Below are 19,231 nucleotides of genomic sequence, written 5' to 3' on the forward strand. Positions count from 1 at the left end.
TCTCAAATTAAGGTTCAGGCTCTTCGTCTTCTAACTCATGCAAAGCAACCGCCATTTCATTGCTCTTAACAAAATTGCACCAGTGACAATCTTCTTTGCCGCAGCCGATGTAGAATTCACGATTCTGAATTTTATTCCATACAGATGATATCTGCTGACTCACTGTTTCAATATCAGCAGGAGTAATTACAATCTTCTCTTTATGGTATTCTTTCTTTTTATCAGGTTCTACGAAATCGAATTCAGTGCTGGTTACTTTCCAGTCTTTCTGTTCGTAATTGTCAACAAGAATTTTATAAAGACTGCCTGCCGCCAGTAATCACCACCATCGGGTTGTTTATCGCCGGGACCTTTTAATTTGTCTTTAGCTTTGTCAATATCACCTGTTTTATAATCTACCACATTCACTGACTTACCATCAAATTCCAGCTTGTCTAACTTTCCTTTAATGGGAACTCCTTTAACCATCACGTTACGGATATTGCGTTCAATGGCAACGATCTTATTAAAGCTGTTGATGTATTTATCATAATAATTGCTCAGCACTTCCTGCCCGTATTCCAGCCTGCGTTCAAATTGTTCTTTGGTAAAACTTTCACGGTGGCGGTGCATGTACCATTCAAAGTCGGCAATGAACTGATCTTTGGAATGAAAGGTATCTGCTTTGCCATCCTGCATCTTGCGGAACAACTGTTCCAGTGCATAGTGAACAGAAGAACCAAATTCGGTTGCTTCATTTTTAGGAGATGGGATGCGGATAAGATTCTTAAAATAAAATTCCAATGGACATTTGAGATAGTTGTTCAACGCCGTTACATTCATAACAAACTTTTCAAGAATAGGCTGAATGAATGCTTCTTCAATTTTATCAATCTCTGGTGCCTGTGCTTCACCAAATAAAAGTGCAGCAAATTCACTCATCACTTCAGTTGAAACGATTACGGTTTGTGTTTTGATGTCCTGCTCATCCTGGATTTCTGCAAGGAACATGGAAGGCTCCAGTTCTTTACCATCGTTCTTGAATTTGCTGTAGGAAATACTGAGATGTGTTTCTGCTCTTGTGAGGGCAACATAAAATAACCTGCGCAGCTCTTCAACATTTGTATCTTTTGAATCGGTGGAAGTTGCAAAAAGATTATCAGGTAATTTATACCCGCCTGCAGGCTTGCGTTTCTTTTCCCAGAAACTGGAATTACAGCCGGGGAAAAACACCTGTTCAAACTCCAAACCTTTTGATCCATGAACAGTGAGCAGGTTTACTCCTTTATCACTTCCGCTTACCTGTACTAATGGTAAAGTAATTTCTTCTCTCTCCATTAGTTCAATAATACTAACTAACTCTTTTAATGAAAGAAACGGATTGCGTCTGGTTTCTTCTTTTACAAAATCAAACAATCCCGTTAATACTTTCAGCAGCCAGTGTTTGTTTTCACTTTGCATGATGTATTTTAAAATACCAGCTTCACGGATAATATTTTCAAACAAATGCTGCAGCGTAATATTTGGTACATCAGCAATCAGTTTTTCAAAAACAAGCGTTGCATTTTTTAATCCATGATGAATGCCCTGTGAAAACAGATCTTTTGCAGGAGCATGTGCTTTTTCGTGCAATAACCTGCGCATGGAAGTTTTGTTTTCGCTGAACATGGCAGAAGCCACTTCAATACTCAGCTTGGCAATTTCAAGAGGAGGGATATGGAACCAGTTGAAATGCAGAATTTCAAAAAACATTTCATCGCCGCCATAAGGCTTATCGTGTTCGGCAGCCAGGTATTTCAGTATAAGAATAATTTTCTGTGCCAGCGGTATTTCAAAAATGTTGAGGTTGCGTTTGCTGTAAAAAGGAATCCCGAGATGATTGAAATAATGTGTTAACTCTTCACCATATTTATTCTCTTTATAAATAACAGCAATCTTGCCGGGAGGAGTTCCTTCAGCAATTAATTTCTGCACTTGCAGGGTAATGTCAATCATTTCCTGCCGTTGCGTTTCATATTCTTTGATTACAGGAGTATGTGTAAGATGATTGATTTTTTTATTGGAGGCAAGCAAATCCTTACTGAGTCCGTCAATTTTTTTGATCAACCGTTCTTCATTACGACTGATGACTGATTTTGAAATATCAAGTATTGGTTGTGTAGAACGGTAGTTGTTGGTTAATACAACCGTAAACAGATCATCCTTATAACCTGATGCAAACTGGATCATGTTCTCCACGTTTGCACCCTGGAAACGGAAGATGCTCTGGTCATCATCACCAACCACAAATACATTTGGTTTATCCCAATAGCTGATCAATAACTCAACAATCCGGTTTTGTGTGCCGCTTGAATCCTGGAACTCATCTACCAGCACATATTGAAATTGTTCCTGGTAATTGGCGAGTAGATTTTTATTTTCTTCAAAAGCTTTGATGACCCAGGTAATCATGTCATCAAAATCATAACGGTTTCTTTTACGCATCAGTTGCTGAAAACAATCAAACTCATTTACTGCCGCACGGAGTTTTTCCATGCGTTCCGCTTCTTCTTCGAGCTTTTCCTTTTTCAAATCACCTGCATTGAACTGTTTGTATTTGCGCTTGTACACAAACTCATCCTTTGTCGGGAGTTCTTTTAAATATGCTTCAATTTTTTCAAGGATGAATGCAGGAGTCCATCCTTCTTTTTTCATGGTGCTGAAAAGCCGGTCAAGATTGTTGATCTCGAAATACACGTCGCCACGGTAGCGTTTCAGTGGATGATTTTTTGGAAAGGAATCAATCAGTTCTTTGAAGAGTTCAATCTTTTCCAGGTCAGAAACAGGATCAAGCGCTGTTTTTTCAAACTGTGAAAGATTCTCCTGGATTACATCATTACAAAACGCATGGTAAGTATAGATATTTACTTTGTATGCATCAGGACCAATGAAGCTCAACAATCTTTTGCGCATGGCCACCACACCAGCATCTGTATAGGTTAGACATAAAATATTCTGCGGAAGCGTATCAGTTTCCAATAAAATTTTTCCAATACGGCTGGCAAGGATCTGTGTTTTACCAGTGCCCGGTCCGGCAATGACCATCACGGGCCCTTCAATGGTATCTACTGACAGCTTTTGTTTTTCGTTGAGCCTGTTGTATTCCTCAATAAATTTCTGTTCCAGTTTTTCTTTGTTGAGCGACATAACTCAAAGATAATTCTCTCAAAGGGAGCAGATAATTTTTTAATAACAGTTATCTGAGAAGAATAATTGTAGAAAAAACAAATAATAATCAGGGGGAAAGCGGGGAGATATTAATTTTAATCTTATTTTCCAGTTGTAAAACTTACAACCCGTTTTTAAAATCCATCAACAACAGCCGTACTTAATTTGACCGTCTCCCCAAAGGAGGCGGTTTTTCTTGTAATTACCTGACCGTATACCCTGTTTGTGGTATTTTTTGTATAGGTGTATGCACTTAATTTTACGGAGTCAAAGGTTTTAGCCGTTGTTTTTCCTAACACCCGCTGATCTATCAGCTTTATGAAAATAACTCCTAAGGAGCAGAAAATTTTATAGCTAACCTATAAAAAACACCATTTCTGCTCCTTTTTTTATTTTACCCCGGAAGCCGGGAAATGTATTTTTCCATTTGTTTAATCTGATCGGCCAGCTGAGCAGTACTTGGTTTCAAAGCTTTGGCTTTTTTGAAAAAGTCTTTAGCCGCCCTGAATTCCCGTTTATTCATCATAATACTGCACATCTGCAGGTTGGCAGCTGCCTGGTTTTCTTTATCAGGTAAGCCTTTGCGGAGAGCCTGGCGGATATAACTTTCAGCCTGTTTAAAGTTGTTTTTCTGCATGGCCAGCATACCCATCTGTAATAAACTTGCTCCTTCTGATCCCTGCATCATAGAAGAACCTGCACCCAGATCAATTCCTTTCTTCATCATTTTTTCTGCACCATCGAAATCCTGTTTCATCATGGCAATATTGCCTTTGAGTGTGTAATACACCGAACGGATTGGTTTGAAAAGTAAGGCAGGAAACTTAACTGAATTAAGGATATTTTCTGCACCTTCCATATCACCTGCTTCCATATATTCCTGGATGAGGCGCAGAGGACCGAAAAAGAAATGTCCGAAAATGCTTATAACGGCCACTAAGTAGATAATAAATGAAGGCCAGAAACCTGTATAATAGTTAACAGCAATGGCTGCAATTAAGAAAACAATTCCAAGGATCAGCCTGTAGCGGATGTAGATGTTCAGAAACTTCATGTATACTTATTTTCAGCTCTTTTAAATAGAATTATTCGGGCAGCAAAGGTAGGGATATGGATGAAGTTGCATTTGAAGTTTTGAAATTTACGCCGCACAAACACCTGAAATAACTATTTTTGCCGCCCTGCCGGCAAAAGGATTCCGGAATGGCAGTCTTGGTCCCGTAGTTCAATGGATAGAATAGAAGTTTCCTAAACTTTAGATACAGGTTCGATTCCTGTCGGGACTACACTCGTTTTCAACCAATCTTTCCTCACAGATCCATTTTTTGCGGCTATAATCTTCTTTTCCTTTGCTCATGTTACTCGACCAAAGCTGTTATAGTTTCATATGATTCATCAGATGATACAGCGGTAGAAATGACCTTCTTATCGTCGGGCAAGGTAATTCTTTTAAGATTTTATCTTATTTTGTTGTTTAAACCAACCTTAAATGAAGTATTCCGGACCTGTCAGATTTTTTCTTTCCATATTCATATTGATCTGTTATTCATTTTCATCTATGGCCCAGCAAAAGGGCGAAGAGTTTCAGTTAATTAAGAAGTATGCAAAGCAGTTAGAACTCCCTGCTGATGAAACTAATTATATGATCAGTAATGCATATAAAGATCAGTCAAGCGGGTTGACATATATTTATATACAGCAACAATATAAAGGGATAAAGGTATTTAACCAGATCATCACTACTGCTTTTAAAGAGAGTAAGCTGCTATACAACTCAGGTTCATTTATCAAAAACATTGAAGCTAAAGCAGGACCTTCTTTCCCTGTAGTAGATGCTTTAACAGCTGTAAATAAAACAGCAGCTCATTTGCAGTTAGCCAATCCATCCGGGTTACAGGTAGTTGGTGACATGATGAACCTGGAGAAAAAGGTTATACTCAACAGCGGAAATATTGCCCGCCAAAATATTTTTGCCAATTTATACTGGGTTCCTGTAGATGATGGGGCAACTGTTCATCTTTCCTGGAACATTAATATTGAATTGAAAGACAAAGCCGACTGGTGGAATGTTCGTATTGATGCTCTTACAGGCAATATTCTCGGCCAGGATAACTGGACAGTAAATGAAAAACTGCCCGCATCAAAAAAGAACAGCAAAGCGATTGGATCAAATAACTGGTCAATAATAACAACTCCATCTGCAAACTTTGCAACTTCAATTACAGGCGGCAGCTACACAGTAGTGCCTTTTCCTGCAGAAAGCAGGAATGTAGCCGCAGCAGCAGTTGACAATAACCCATGGCTGAAATCAGGCACAGGTAATGATGCAATCACTCACGGATGGCATCATGATGGTACTACTGACTATAGTATTACACGGGGCAATAATGTATACGCCTATCTCGATGTTGATGCTACAAATACTCCCGGAGTTTCTAATACAGCGGCTGCATCTACTTCAGCAATTCCTTCCCTGTCGTTTAATTTTTTACCTGATTTCACCCAGCAGCCTTCTATTGCAGGCAATAAGAATTTTGCCATCACAAATTTGTTTTACTGGAACAACCTGATGCATGATGTTTTTTACCAGTATGGATTTGATGAAGCAGCAGGAAATTTTCAGGCCGATAATATAGGAAGAGGCGGAGCGGGAAATGATTATGTACAGGCTGAAGCACAGGATGGTGGAGGTACAAACAATGCTAATTTCTCTACTCCGGCTGATGGAGGCAAACCAAGAATGCAGATGTATCTGTTTGATGGTGTTATAAGTTTTAAAGTAAATACACCAGCTGCAATTGCAGGGAATTATAACAGTTTGGAAAGCAGTTTCAGTACAGCTAATTTACTGGCTGATGTTGGACCTAAAACCGGGCAGGTTATTTATTTTAATGATGACGCATCTGGCACAACTCATGAAGCATGTGGAGGAGCCCCTGTTAATATTGTAGCAGGAAAAATAGCAATGATCAACAGAGGTTCCTGCAATTTTACAGTTAAAGTAAAGAATGCCCAGGATGCAGGTGCAATTGCAGTGATTGTAGTTAATAATGTTGCCGGAACCCCCATTATAATGGGAGGAACCGATAATACAATTACAATCCCTGCTGTAATGATCTCCCAAAGTGATGGGTTGATTTTAGCAGCTCAGTTAGCTAATAATTTAAATGTTACACTGTCAGCAGGTGTTGATATTGATGGTGATCTGGATAATGGAATTGTTACACATGAGTATGGTCATGGTATTTCCAATCGCTTAACGGGTGGACCTGCAAACAGCAGTTGTTTAAATAACAGTGAACAGGCGGGTGAAGGCTGGAGTGATTATATCGCCCTGAGGATGACTACCAACTGGGCAACTTCTGCTCTTACTGATGGTGAAAACCCAAGGGCCGTGGGTACTTATGCTGTTGGCGAACCAATAACAGGTGGCGGTATACGCCGTTATCCATACAGTACAAATATGGCCATCGATCCGCTTACCTATGCCAGTATGGATGGAACTGCGACTGGTGGTGAGGTACATAACATTGGTGAAATATGGTGCTCAGCTCTGTGGGATATGACATGGAATATTATTAAAGAAACCGGAACCATTACACCGGCTATTCATTCAGGAAATGGAACAGGTGGAAATGTAATTGCATTACGTTTGGTTATACAGGGAATGAAACTCCAACCCTGCAGTCCCGGATTCATTGATTCAAGAAATGCAATTTTAGCAGCTGATTCTATTTTATATAACTATGCACACAAGTGTGCCATCTGGAAAGCTTTTGCAGCAAGAGGAATGGGATATAGTGCAAAACAGGGAAGCTCCAATCTTACATCCGACCATACACCTGCATATGATTTGCCAGGTGGTGTTACGTTACAAAAATGTAACTCCCGAAAAAATTGCAACATCTTCTTCTTCTACAATTAATCTGCAGGCTACATGCGGTTGTGATGTACCGTTGAGTAATTATAAAATTACAGATACAATACCTGCCGGTTTCACATACGTCAGCAGCAGCCCCGGTGGATCAGTTAGCGGAAATGCTGTTACATTTTCCTCAATTAATTTCATTTCACCGCAGCAAGTGAAAAATTATTCCATAACAATTACTGCTTCTGGTGCAGGTTGTACAATTGATTCGCTTATCAACGATAACCGGGAAACAAGTACAGTTGGCGGATTAACTTCATCAGCTTTATTTGCAGCAAATAACTGGATCGAGAGCAGCAGCTTTGCAAACAGCGGAACTAAGGCATGGTTCGGTGCTGATGCAACTGATTCATCAGATTTTGTTTTAACTTCCAATGCATTTACCGTGCAGAATCTTTCTCTGCTTTCATTCTGGCACAAGTATGATTTTGAAACCGGATATGATGGCGGACGTATTGAGATTTCAACAGATGGCGGCACAACATGGATCAATGCTGAACTCTATATCTTCCAGAATTCTTATACTTCAACAATGAGCTCAGGTCCCTGGGGTAACGGGGAAAAAGTATTCAGCGGTTCTACCGGAGGTCAGTTTGTAAATACATTGATTAACCTTGTACCATTTAATGGCCAATCCATAAAGATCAGATTCAGGGTAAGAACAGATACAGGTAATCCCGGAATTATAGCGGGTTGGTTTATTGATGATATTCTTGCATTACGTGGTTGCGGAGGATTTTCAAAAGCAATGATATTTGATAATGCCGGAAACAAAGTAGATAGTGTGATGAAACCATTATTTATAACCTCAGTTGTAACAGCAGTAAATGATCCTGTTATTAACAGCAACAGTGTCCGGATCTATCCAAACCCTGCATCTGATAACAGCAATGTTTCATTCCATATTTTCGGCAGAGGTCAAACAACTGTTTCAGTTGTCAATCTCAATGGGCAGAAGCTGTTCAGTTATAACAAAGGAACATTGTTGCCAGGCGATTATATCCAGAGTATTCCTGTAAACAAGTTAGCGGCGGGTACTTATTTTATTACCATTGAAACAGGAAATAAGAGAGTGTATAAAAAGTTTGTAGTGGTTCATTGATGAATAAATATAAACGAATTCGAAAGCTGCGATATAAAACATCGCAGCTTTTTTATTAACCAGGATCTGTCGTCTTGCCGATCAAAAGTTCAGGATATTGCTCTTAAGTACGTTAAAAAAATCAATGTCAGGATTTCCCCGATGGTTAACCCCTATATTAGCCTATAATTTTAATGGACAATGATTGAAGAAACAACGCTTCGAGCAGAGAACACTCTAAAAAGCAGACTTGAAAAAACAGATACCGAAGAAACTTTTACAGAAAAGTCAACAGGGAAATATTTCTATTATGCTGAAGGAACGGGAGAGCCGCTTGTGCTTTTGTATGGGTTATTTGGTTCAGTAAAAAACTACAGCAAAGTAATAGCACATTTTAAAAAGTCATATACAGTTATTGTACCGCAATTACCAATTTATGATCTTGGGTTGAATGTTTCAGTTGGGGCATTGTCTGATTATGTACACCAGCTGATGCAGGCTCTGCACCTGGAAAAGATACATCTGGTTGGGAATTCACTGGGTGGTCATATCGCTTTATTATACTGTTTGCATCATCCTGAAAATGTAAAGTCATTAATATTAGTTGGGAGCTCAGGTTTGTTTGAAAATGGAATGGGCGATACATTTCCAAGACGGGGCGATTATAATTACATCAAAAAGAAAGCAGAAATAACTTTTTTCAAACCTGAAACAGCTACAAAGGAATTGGTAGATGAAATTTTTGAAACAGTGAACAACAGGGTAAAAGCTTTGAAAATTCTTTGTCTTGCCAAATCAACGATTAAGTATAATTTAAGAAAAGAACTGGCAACCATCAAATGCGATTGCTGTATTGTGTGGGGCAGACAGGATGCGGTTACTCCACCGGAAACAGCAGAAGAATTCAATAAATTAATACCGCAATCCAGTTTGTTCTGGATTGATAACTGTGGTCATGTTCCTATGCTGGAAACTCCTGAAACATTCAATCGTATTCTTTCCGAATTTCTGGAGGGCAGAAAATAATATAACCGTAATCTTTTGGTTGCAGGATTTAAAATTAACTTTTGTAACATTCAGATATGGGATGTTTCCTTACTTTTATCAGCAACGATTGCATTATGAGTTTTTCACCAGCCTTAGGTGAAGGAGATATACGGTGTTGTTGATACAAGTCGTTTGCAAACAGGAATAAGTGAAATTGTCCTTTTATTTATGCACCTCCGAATGCTGGAATTACAGAATAGCTATTTTTTTTACAGAATCCCTGATAATCAACTTCGATTTAAGTACTACATCTTTAGGCTTTGCTTTTTTGCTTTTACCCATTTGTTGCAACAGCATTTGAATAGATAGATCGCCGAAATTATCGTTCATATGCGAAATCGTTGACAGAGGAGTAAATAATAAATCCGAATATAACTGCTCATCAAAAGACACAATAGATATGTCTTCGGGTATTCTTATACCTTCCTCTTTTAAAGCTTTTAAAATGCCTAATGTAATCTGGTTTCCCAATGAGAAGATGGCCGTAATTTTAGTTTTTGCCAGGTTCTTAGATATTTTTTTAGCACAATTATAGCCATTGTTAAAACTAAAAGCATCACCTACAACCAATGAAGGGTCAAAAGGGATTTTATTTTTTTTTAATGCCTGTTTGTAGCCATTTACACGTTTGTTATTTGGTGATGTGCCCACAATGCCCTGCACACAGACAATTTTTTTGTGTCCATTATCAATTAAATATTGGTTGGCCTCTAATGCGCCTTCAAAATCATTTGATGAAATATATGGCAAATCCATTCCTTCAAAAATCCTGTCAATTAAAACAAGGGGGGTTCCATTTCTTTTTGCGTCTATCAGATGTTCAGGCTCCAGACCTATTGGGGCTATAATTATACCATCAACCATCCAGCTTTGAAGTAAAGCAATTGATTTTTTTTCTATTTTAATGTCATCATCACTATTACATAAGAAAATATTGTAATGATGCTTCCGGGCTTCTTTTTCAATGCCCATTGCCAGTTGGGCAAACCAGGTGTTTGTTATATCAGGAACAATAAGCCCGATGGTTGACGACTTTTTTAAGCGCAGCCCTTTGGCAATATTGTTGGGTTTGTAGTTTAATTTATGGGCTGTAACGGTAACTAATTCTATCGTTTTTTTGCTGATGCGGAACTGCTCGCCCAGACCATTTAAAACTCTTGAGATAGTCGTTACAGAAACACCAAGGCTTTGAGCCATTGATTGTATCGTAACGTTGTTATTTTTCATCGGGGCGGGTTTATTTGTACAGAATATAGCATTTTTTCCTTTAAAATTAAAGATTAGTAAGCGTTTATTGTTTTTTAAAAAAGGGTAATTTTTATTTTTTAATGCAAATAATGATTTAATTTGCGCAAACGATTGTTCTAATTGCACAAACGGTTGCTCAAATGAATTGATTTTTTACCAAAACAAAAAATTGCATATGAAAAAAAGTCTCCGGGATTTTTCTTTACTGTCCTGTTACTGATCCTAACGCCCCGATTCGTGACTCACGAACTGGAAAGGCATATGTAGATTTGTTTCGTGTTGCACGAACCAAGGCGAAGGAGGTTGATTTGAACACCAACCACAAAAACACAAATTTCTTAAATGAGGTTGATAATGTCTGAATTCTTTTGTTTGCAGGGTTTCAAAAATGATTTTTATCACTTTTTTTATTTCGGTAACCCCATTTCCAATACTGATAATGTATGCAACCTGTAAAGGTGAATCATTCAATGAATATGACAGAAATCAGTTTTTTTAAACAGGGTTTTCTATTTCTTGTTTTGCTGAAATTATAAGATTTGATTACTTTTAATATCGATTGCCATCATGAAAGAGTATCAGTTATATAATAATCAGATGCTGTTAGATCTGCTTGCTGAGAGTGACGAGTTTGCTTTTACTGAGTTATATAACCGTTATTGGAAAAAAATATTCGCCATTGCTTATAACAGGTTAAGCGAAGCCCAGTCAGCTGAAGATATTGTACATGATGTGTTTGCCAGCCTCTGGGTAAACAGAAAAAAAAATCAAATAGAATCGCTTGAAAATTACTTAGCCACCGCAACGAAGTATATGGTGCTGGCAAAAATTAAAGTAAAAGTCAGAGAACGGAGTTACAGTAACACATTTCAGCAAACACCCATATTCGAACTTCCTGTTGAAGCCTCACTTCATTATAAGCGATTGCTGGAAATCGTAAAAATAGAAGTAGAAAAGCTGCCTGAGAAGTGCAGGCTGATTTTTAACTACAGTCGTAACGAAGGAATGCCCATACGGCAAATTGCAGAGACATTACATCTATCTCCCAAAACGGTTGAGAATCAGTTAAACAAGGCACTGAAGCAGTTAAAGCTGGTTACCAGAATGTTTCTTAATTCCCTTCTGATTATTCTCTCCATCTCTCTTTTCTAAACAGAAAAAATATTTTTTAACAGTGCATAGGTGCTCTGCCTGTGTTTATACACTTACTTAGTATATTATGCAAATTCCAGAAAACATATTGGCGCTGATAGAAAAGTATCAAAGCGGCAGAATCACTGCAGATGAACAGAGTCTGTTAAATGATTGGTATCATTCATTTAATGATGACGAAACAGAATTTGCCGGAAATGAAACAGAACAGCAACTGGCTGACCGGATTAAAAGCCGTTTGCTCAAAACAATCCATCATGAACATGAAGGAATAAGCCGCCATCGCAGATGGCAAATACCTGCAGCTGCAGCCATTGTGCTTCTTTTGTTCTCCATCGGAACATATATGATGATTTCTTCAAAATCTGTGAAGAAAGAAATTGCAAAAAACAATATACCTAAAGCCAGATATACAGGTGAGATAAAGCCGGGAAGCAATAAAGCACTGCTTGTACTTGCAGATGGCTCAACAATTATATTAGACAGTGCCGCTAATGGAACGCTCAGCCAACAGGGAAATATTAAAGTTCAGAAGTTAGACAATGGTTTGCTGGCATACTCAGTAAATGGAAAAATGATCACTGAAAAAGATGAAGCATTTTTTAATACAATTTCAACTCCCCGTGGCGGCCAGTACCAGGTTACATTATCTGATGGAACAAAGGTTTGGTTAAACGCAGCTTCTTCCATCAGGTTCCCTGTTGTATTCACAGGAAAGGAACGAAAAGTAGAAATAATAGGGGAAGCCTACTTTGAAGTGGCAAAAAATAAAACAATGCCATTTAAAGTAAAGGCAAGTTCATCAGAAATTGAAGTACTTGGCACTCATTTTAATGTTAATTCCTATGATGATGAAACAACCATCAAAACCACTCTGCTTGAAGGCTCAGTGAAAATATCTGTTCCTGCTCTGGGTAATAATCAAACGGCTAAAATTTTAAAACCCAGTCAGCAGGCAGGTATTAATAAAGCAGGCCGGATTAATATAACAAGCGATGCAGATACAGAAGAAGCAATTGCATGGAAAAACGGCCTCTTTATTTTCAATAGTACTGATGTTAAGTCAATCATGCGGCAAATTTCCAGGTGGTATGATGTGGATGTTGAATACAGGGGAAATGTAAACCTTCATTTTACCGGTCAGGTCACCAGGAATGAAGATGTAGCTAAAGTAATTGAAAAGATAGCCTTAACCGAAGAAGTGCATTTTAAAATTGACGGCAAAAAAATAATTGTTTCACCATAAAAAGTGTAATCATGAAAATGGTCAATCTCAGCTTTTTATTTCCATTTGGAAAGGATGGATAAAAAAGAATACAGGACCAAATAAAAACCGGATTCCGTTTGCAGCGAAACCCGGCGAAGATTTGAGTCTTGTAATAAACAAAATCTGTTTCAGGAACTGCTTATTATTCAACCCAATTAATACAAATTTATGTATTTAACTGCTCTTTTTAAATCCAACTTTAGGGAAGGGGGATTTTTAACCAAAACGATTCGGATTATGAAACTTGCCACAGTTTTAATAATCGCTGCCTGTCTCCAGGTTAGTGCCAGAAGCTACTCCCAGAAAGTGAGCTTAAAAGAAAACAACATTTCACTGCAAAGAGTATTTGAAGAAATCCGGAATCAGACCGGCTATAACTTTTTGTATGCAGATGAAGTTTTATACAAAACAAAAAATGTATCTGTTAATGTAAAAAAAGCAAGCATTGAAGAAGTACTTGATCTTTGTTTTAAAGATCAACTGTTAACCTATAATATTTCAGAAAAAACAATCATTGTTAAGAGAAAGATTGCAGCGCCTGAAGTAATTATACCTCCAATACCAATTGTAACAGCCTTTGATGTAAAAGGAAGAATTACTGATGATAAAGGTGTACCTGTTATGGGTGTAAGTGTCATTAACGAACGTACAAAAAGCGGTACAGTTACAGATGCAAACGGATACTTTACCATCTCGGCAGAAAAAAATGATGTGCTTCGTTTTTCATATGTTGGGAAAGCTTCTCAGTCAGTAAAAGTTATTGAGAATAAACTGGAGTACAATATTGTACTGGTAGATACTTACCGGGAAATACAGGATGTAGTCGTTACTGCACTCGGCATAAAAAGGGAGGAAAAGGCCCTTGGTTATGCTGTTCAAAAAGTTTCCGGGGAAAGCATACAAAGAGTTTCAGGCCTTGATGTTGCTACATCCCTTACCGGTAAAGTAGCCGGTGTATTAGTTAAAAACTCACCTGATTTTGCTGCTGTACCAGATCTTACTATTAGGGGTGCAAAACCTTTGTTAGTTATAGATGGAGTTGCTTATCAAAATAAAACATTGGCCGATATCTCTTCAGAAGATATTGAGTCAATCACTTTTTTGAAAGGACCAACTGCTTCGGCTTTGTATGGTTTTCGTGGTGCAAACGGCGCTATTATGCTTACTACAAAAAATGGCAGTACGAATAAAACAGGAACAACTATTGATTTTACAACCAATACGATGTTTACTGCAGGTTTCCTGGCTATTCCTGAGAAACAGTCAGTGTATGGTCGTGGAGGCAGTGGTATTTATGCCCTCAATTCTGATGCCTCATGGGGTGCAAAAATGGACGGATCCATGCAAAATCAATGGGATCCGATTACGAAGACTTTTACAGTAAGACCCTACCTGCCCGTAGGTAAAGACAATTTCAAAAACTTCCTGGAACAGGGTTATGTAACCAACAATAATTTAAATATTGGTTACCGTAAGGACAATCTTTCACTCAGGAATTCATTTAACTGGGTGGAAAATAAAGGCCGCTATCCGAATGCCAGGCTGCAAAAATATACCTACTCCTTTGGAGCTGATCTTAACCTGGAGAAGTTTAAAATGAGTACGAATTTATCGTATGCTAAAAAAGCCTCTAAGAATATCGGTTCCAACGGTTATACCTCTTATGATCCGATGTACAGTATTTTAATCTGGTCGCCTTCTGATTGGGATCTTCGTCTCTACAAGAATAATTACTGGATTAAGCCGGGCGAAATTCAAAACAATCATTTTGGATTGGTACCTGGCGGTACAATTGATAATTATGCCGGCAATTCTGAAAACAATCCTTATTTCGACCGGTACGAAAAAACAAATGAAATTTCCAGAGACATTTTTAATGCTGATTTAACCATGAGTTATCAGTTAACAAGCTGGTTAAAAGCCACTCTTCGTTCAGGGGTTGATTTTTACAAACAAACCGGCCAGTTAAGATCATCATGGGGTTCTTATCTTTCTTCCGGTAATACAGGTGTTCCTGGTGCTGATTACAGTGGATGGAATGGCGGAAGAAAAGGCCAGTATAATATAGGAGTAAGTAATGGATTTAGTAACAATACCGATTTGTTACTTACAGGCGATCGGAAATTCAATAATTTTAAAATTGAATACCTTGCCGGAGGATCAATTTTTTTCAGCCGGGATGATAATATGAATGCCAGTACACAGGGTGGTATTTCTGTTCCCGGGTTCTTCTCCATTAAGGCATCTATTAATCCGGCACAGGTATCGCAAAGTACTTATGCTCAACAGACAAATTCTGTCTTTGGCCGTGCAGCCGTTTCCTGGAAGAATATGGCGTTTGTTGAGGCGTCCGCCCGTAATGACTGGTTTTCAACTTTGTCAAAAGCAGATCGCTCTTATCTTTATCCTTCTGTATCAGCAAGCTTCGTAGCATCAGAGTTATTACCGCAGACAAAAGGTTGGTTAGATATGTTGAGACTTAGAGGTTCCTGGTCAAATAGTCCAACTCCCCCTGGTATATATGCAATCAATAGTAGTTATTCCATCAGTGCTGCTACCTGGGGTACATTAAATGGAGCAGGCGTTCCTTCAAGCTTATATATGCCAAACTATGTTCCCGAAAAATTCGAAAACTATGAAACAGGCTTGCAAGCACTGTTTCTTAAAAATCGGGTATCGTTTGATGTTACCTATTATTCAAGAAGGTATTATGACCGTTTAAAATATGTAGGGTTAACAGCGGCCTCAGGTTATACCAGTATCTATCAAAACTGGAAAGAGGAAACAACCCGCCGAGGTTGGGAACTAATATTGAATGGTACACCTATTAAAAACAAAGACTGGCAATTGGATTTAGGTCTTAACTGGACAACTTCTGCCAGTTACTATACCAAGCTAGATCCAACCTATTCAGAAAAAAAACCATGGGTGCAAGTTGGAAAACGTACTGATCATTTTATCAGCAGAGATTTTCAGCGTGTACCTGCCGGTAAGGGTGAGCTTTCAGGAAGCCTTATACTCAATAGCAGTGGAAGGCCGATCGTTCATGGATATGATGTATTATTTGGCTATTACGATCCCAAATTTATCTGGGGTACAAATGCCAACTTAAGGTATAAGAACTTCAGTTTGTTTATCTCTTTTGATGGCGTAAATGGCGGACTTGCCAACACAAGAACAGAAAGTTATATGTGGCAGGCAGGGGTTCATCCAAACTCAGTTTCACCTGAAAGAGCATTGGACGTTGCTACACCGGGGTCCAGCAACTATCTGGGCCAGGGTGCAAAAGTGACATCCGGATCAGTAACCTTTGATGCAAATGGTAATATTTTAACTGACACCCGTGTTTTTGCAACGAATGATGTAAAAACTACTTACAAGCAATATATGGTTGATTTGCACAACAGCAGTGCATGGGGTGGTAATGGAAGTAAAGCAGATACTTATTCCAGAACTTTTTTCAAACTGCGTGAAATTTCTTTATCATACAATGTGCCAACTAAACTGTTGCATAAAGTTGCAAAAGCAGCTTCAATCAGTCTAATCGGGCAAAATGTATTGCTGAAAGCAAAGCAGTTTAAATATTCAGATCCTGACGGTGGTAATGATGATTTTGCAGATCCATCAACAAGGTATCTCGGCTTCAAAATTAATTTCACTTTCTAAAAACTGCAGCAATGAAAAAAATAAATTATATACTGCTTGCAACAATTTCTTTTACTATTGCAAGTTCATGTAAAAAGTTTGACAAATTAAATACCAACCCGGATGTACCTACTTCTGTTTCACCCGATTTGCTTGCAACATCGGTATTGAAAAGTACTTACCGGTTCTGGAATCCCAATCCTACGGATTGGGGTACGGCACAGTTATGGAGTAAGCATTGTACAAATCTTCAAAACAACCCGAATCCTTACCAGTATTATTCTTCTTATTATCCCTACGGAGGATTTGGGGGGGCTCAGAATTTAACTATTCTTAAAAGAATGGTTGAATTTGCTAAAGGAAATCCGGCACTTCCTTCCTATGAGGGCTTGGCATTATTTCTGAAAGCTTCGTATGGTTTTTCTGCAACATTAGATATGGGAGATATTCCTTATTCAGAAGCAGGAATGGCGGAAGATGGAATAACACAGCCAAAGTATGATAAACAGGCAGATGTATTTGTAGCTGTATTGAATGACCTGAAAGCAGCTGAAGCAAAATTTGCCGCAGGTGTTAATTTCACAGGTGATATAATGCTTGGTGGAAATGCAGCAAAATGGCGGAAGCTTTGTAATGCTATGCAGTTAAGAGTTTTGCAAACGATCAGTAAAAAAATTACACCTGCACAAAAAACACGCTTTGCAGAAATAGTAGCCGCAGGTAATTTAATGACTGGCAATACTGATAACTATCAATTAGCCTATCTTGATAATACAAATGCAACCTATCCTTTTTACAATGGAGAAGGCATGAGGGTTAACTTAGCAATGTCGAAACTGATGGTTGATGCATTAAAAAATGTGAATGATCGCAGGTTGTTTTATTTTGGAGAACCGGCGGCTTACAAAATTACCGGTGGTTTATTAGAAAGTGATTTTGCTGCTTATGAAGGTGCACCATCAGAATTATCTCCTAACCTGCTTGATCTTAACAGGGCAGCCGGAAAGTATTCTTTGGTAAACAAGCGTTATGCATCATCAGCATCCAGAATTGGCGATCCTTATATTTACTTTACCTATGCTGAGCAATGTTTCATTATAGCAGAAGCTATTGAAGAAGGTTGGGTAACCGGCAGTGCGCAGACCTACTACGAAAATGGTGTAAAAGCTATGCTTGATTATTATAGAACCTTACCAACTGTAATTCAGGCAAATCTTCATGGAATGGCCATTACTCAAAACTACATTGATACTTATTTTACAGGAGAAGCTGCATACAAAACAGCTGGAACGAAAACAGAACGCTTACAGCAGGTATGGATGCAAAGGTATTTTATAGATTTTTTCCAGGGCGGTGGAATGTCGTTCAGAACTTTTCAACGTACAGGATATCCTGTCTTTCCGCTTGATCCGGCTACTTCTTTAAATTCCGGGGCACCAACACAGGTTCCTAAACGCAACATGTACCCCACTGATGAGGTAACCAAAAACCCTGTAAACTACAAAAAGGCAGTTGATGAACAGTTTGGCGGTGCTGATGACGTTAATAAAACCCCATGGTGGTTACAGTAAGAATATAATCACAATTGCATTATTCGAAAACTTCTTAGAAATGCAGTGTTGAATGAAAAGTATAAAAGGAGAAGTAATTACTTCTCCTTTTATTATAAAAAAAAGAATTCGAATGCAGATCTTTCATGAAAATCTATTCTTCGTCTACTGTCGAATAACATGAGCTGAAATAATAATTATGCTGACAGTACATTAATTTCTTTCATATAGCAGTCAGTTTATACGCAAGAAAAATAGTGGATCGTATATTCTTATTTAAGTTAATACCTCCACTTTTTTAAATCTTCAAAAGGCTGACATTTTTTGTCTCTCTAAAAATTGTTATTATGAGAAGTAATCGTAAAAAAATAATACAGATGTTTGGTTTTCTCTGCATTGTATTTACACAAGCAAATGTTTTATCTCAAGCAAAGTACACCAAACTAATTTGGGCTGATGAATTTAACTACCATGGATTACCCGATAGCAGTAAATGGAACTATGATGTTGGAGGACATGGCTGGGGTAACAATGAATTACAGTATTATACATTACTGGATACCTCAAATGTAAAAGTAGAAAACGGGCATTTGAAAATTATTGTCCGGAAACAGAAAAAGGAAAACAGGGAATATACTTCTGCAAGATTGCTTTCAAAAAATAAAGCAGAGTTTAAATATGGCAGAATTGAAGCAAGGGCAAAGATCCCGGCTTCGGTAGGTACATGGCCTGCAATTTGGATGTTGGGGAACAATATTGATAAGACTGGCTGGCCCGCCTGTGGTGAAATTGACATTATGGAGCATAGGGGAATGGAGTTAAATAAAGTTTTTGGAACCTTGCATTATCCCGGTCATTCAGGCGGTAATGCAAATGGAAAAACAATGATTATTCCAACTGCTACTACTGCCTTTCACAACTACGCAGTAGAATGGAGTGCAACGGAATTGAAATTTTATATTGATGATGTATTATATCATACAGTAGTCAACAACGATAGTGTGCCATTCAATCATCCTTTTTTTATCCTGTTAAACGTTGCTATCGGCGGTGATTTTGGCGGGAAAGTAGATCCGCTTTTTTCTATGGATGCAATGGAGATTGACTATATCAGAGTTTTTTAAAAC

10 protein-coding genes, 1 tRNA gene and 1 pseudogene are annotated in these 19,231 nt (G+C 38.2%); 9 read left to right on the top strand and 3 right to left on the bottom strand.

Annotated features, from left to right (window positions below):
* Positions 1-7: 7 nt before the first annotated feature.
* Together IPK31_09670 and IPK31_09675 are read right to left on the bottom strand one after the other, a co-directional pair.
* Positions 8-3,165 (bottom strand): annotated as a pseudogene (locus IPK31_09670) (ATP-dependent helicase).
* A gap of 415 nt (positions 3,166-3,580) precedes the next feature.
* A complete protein-coding gene (locus tag IPK31_09675; GenBank protein ID MBK8088187.1) occupies positions 3,581-4,240 on the bottom strand; it encodes a hypothetical protein in 660 nt (219 codons plus the stop codon).
* Positions 4,241-4,400: 160 nt separating this feature from the next.
* On the opposite strand from IPK31_09675, the gene IPK31_09680 reads away from it, so the two are divergent.
* The 4 genes from IPK31_09680 (at position 4,401) to IPK31_09695 (ending at position 9,221) form a co-directional block, all read left to right on the top strand.
* A tRNA-Arg gene (locus IPK31_09680) sits at positions 4,401-4,472 on the top strand.
* A gap of 272 nt (positions 4,473-4,744) precedes the next feature.
* Positions 4,745-7,111 carry a M36 family metallopeptidase gene (locus IPK31_09685; protein ID MBK8088188.1) on the top strand — a complete coding sequence of 789 codons (2,367 nt, stop codon included), beginning with the start codon at positions 4,745-4,747 and terminating at the stop codon, positions 7,109-7,111.
* The gene (locus IPK31_09690; protein ID MBK8088189.1) at positions 7,050-8,216 is read left to right on the top strand and encodes a T9SS type A sorting domain-containing protein; all 1,167 of its coding nucleotides are present in this window, start codon (positions 7,050-7,052) and stop codon (positions 8,214-8,216) included. Before IPK31_09685 ends, IPK31_09690 begins: the two co-directional genes overlap by 62 nt.
* Positions 8,217-8,396: 180 nt before the next feature.
* Positions 8,397-9,221 carry an alpha/beta hydrolase gene (locus IPK31_09695; protein MBK8088190.1) on the top strand — a complete coding sequence of 275 codons (825 nt, stop codon included), beginning with the start codon at positions 8,397-8,399 and terminating at the stop codon, positions 9,219-9,221.
* A 210-nt stretch (positions 9,222-9,431) separates the two neighbouring features.
* Here the strand turns inward: IPK31_09695 and IPK31_09700 are convergent, their stop codons facing one another.
* A complete protein-coding gene (locus IPK31_09700) occupies positions 9,432-10,616 on the bottom strand; it encodes a LacI family DNA-binding transcriptional regulator (GenBank protein MBK8088191.1) in 1,185 nt (394 codons plus the stop codon).
* A 441-nt stretch (positions 10,617-11,057) separates the two neighbouring features.
* Between IPK31_09700 and IPK31_09705 the strand changes: the two genes are divergently transcribed.
* From IPK31_09705 to IPK31_09725, 5 genes are all read left to right on the top strand, one after another.
* Entirely contained in the window at positions 11,058-11,642 is a 585-nt protein-coding gene (locus IPK31_09705; protein ID MBK8088192.1) for an RNA polymerase sigma-70 factor, read from the top strand.
* Between the two features lie 67 nt (positions 11,643-11,709).
* The gene (locus IPK31_09710) at positions 11,710-12,888 is read left to right on the top strand and encodes a FecR domain-containing protein (protein MBK8088193.1); all 1,179 of its coding nucleotides are present in this window, start codon (positions 11,710-11,712) and stop codon (positions 12,886-12,888) included.
* Positions 12,889-13,146: 258 nt separating this feature from the next.
* On the top strand, positions 13,147-16,575 hold the full coding sequence (locus tag IPK31_09715) for a SusC/RagA family TonB-linked outer membrane protein (protein MBK8088194.1): 3,429 nt from the start codon (positions 13,147-13,149) through the stop codon (positions 16,573-16,575).
* A gap of 11 nt (positions 16,576-16,586) precedes the next feature.
* A complete protein-coding gene (locus tag IPK31_09720) occupies positions 16,587-18,125 on the top strand; it encodes a SusD/RagB family nutrient-binding outer membrane lipoprotein (protein ID MBK8088195.1) in 1,539 nt (512 codons plus the stop codon).
* Between the two features lie 326 nt (positions 18,126-18,451).
* The gene (locus IPK31_09725) at positions 18,452-19,228 is read left to right on the top strand and encodes a glycoside hydrolase family 16 protein (protein ID MBK8088196.1); all 777 of its coding nucleotides are present in this window, start codon (positions 18,452-18,454) and stop codon (positions 19,226-19,228) included.
* The last annotated feature ends 3 nt before the right edge of the window (positions 19,229-19,231 follow it).

It is taken from the genome of Chitinophagaceae bacterium, from assembly GCA_016713085.1.
In the GTDB taxonomy this organism is placed as follows: domain Bacteria; phylum Bacteroidota; class Bacteroidia; order Chitinophagales; family Chitinophagaceae; genus Lacibacter.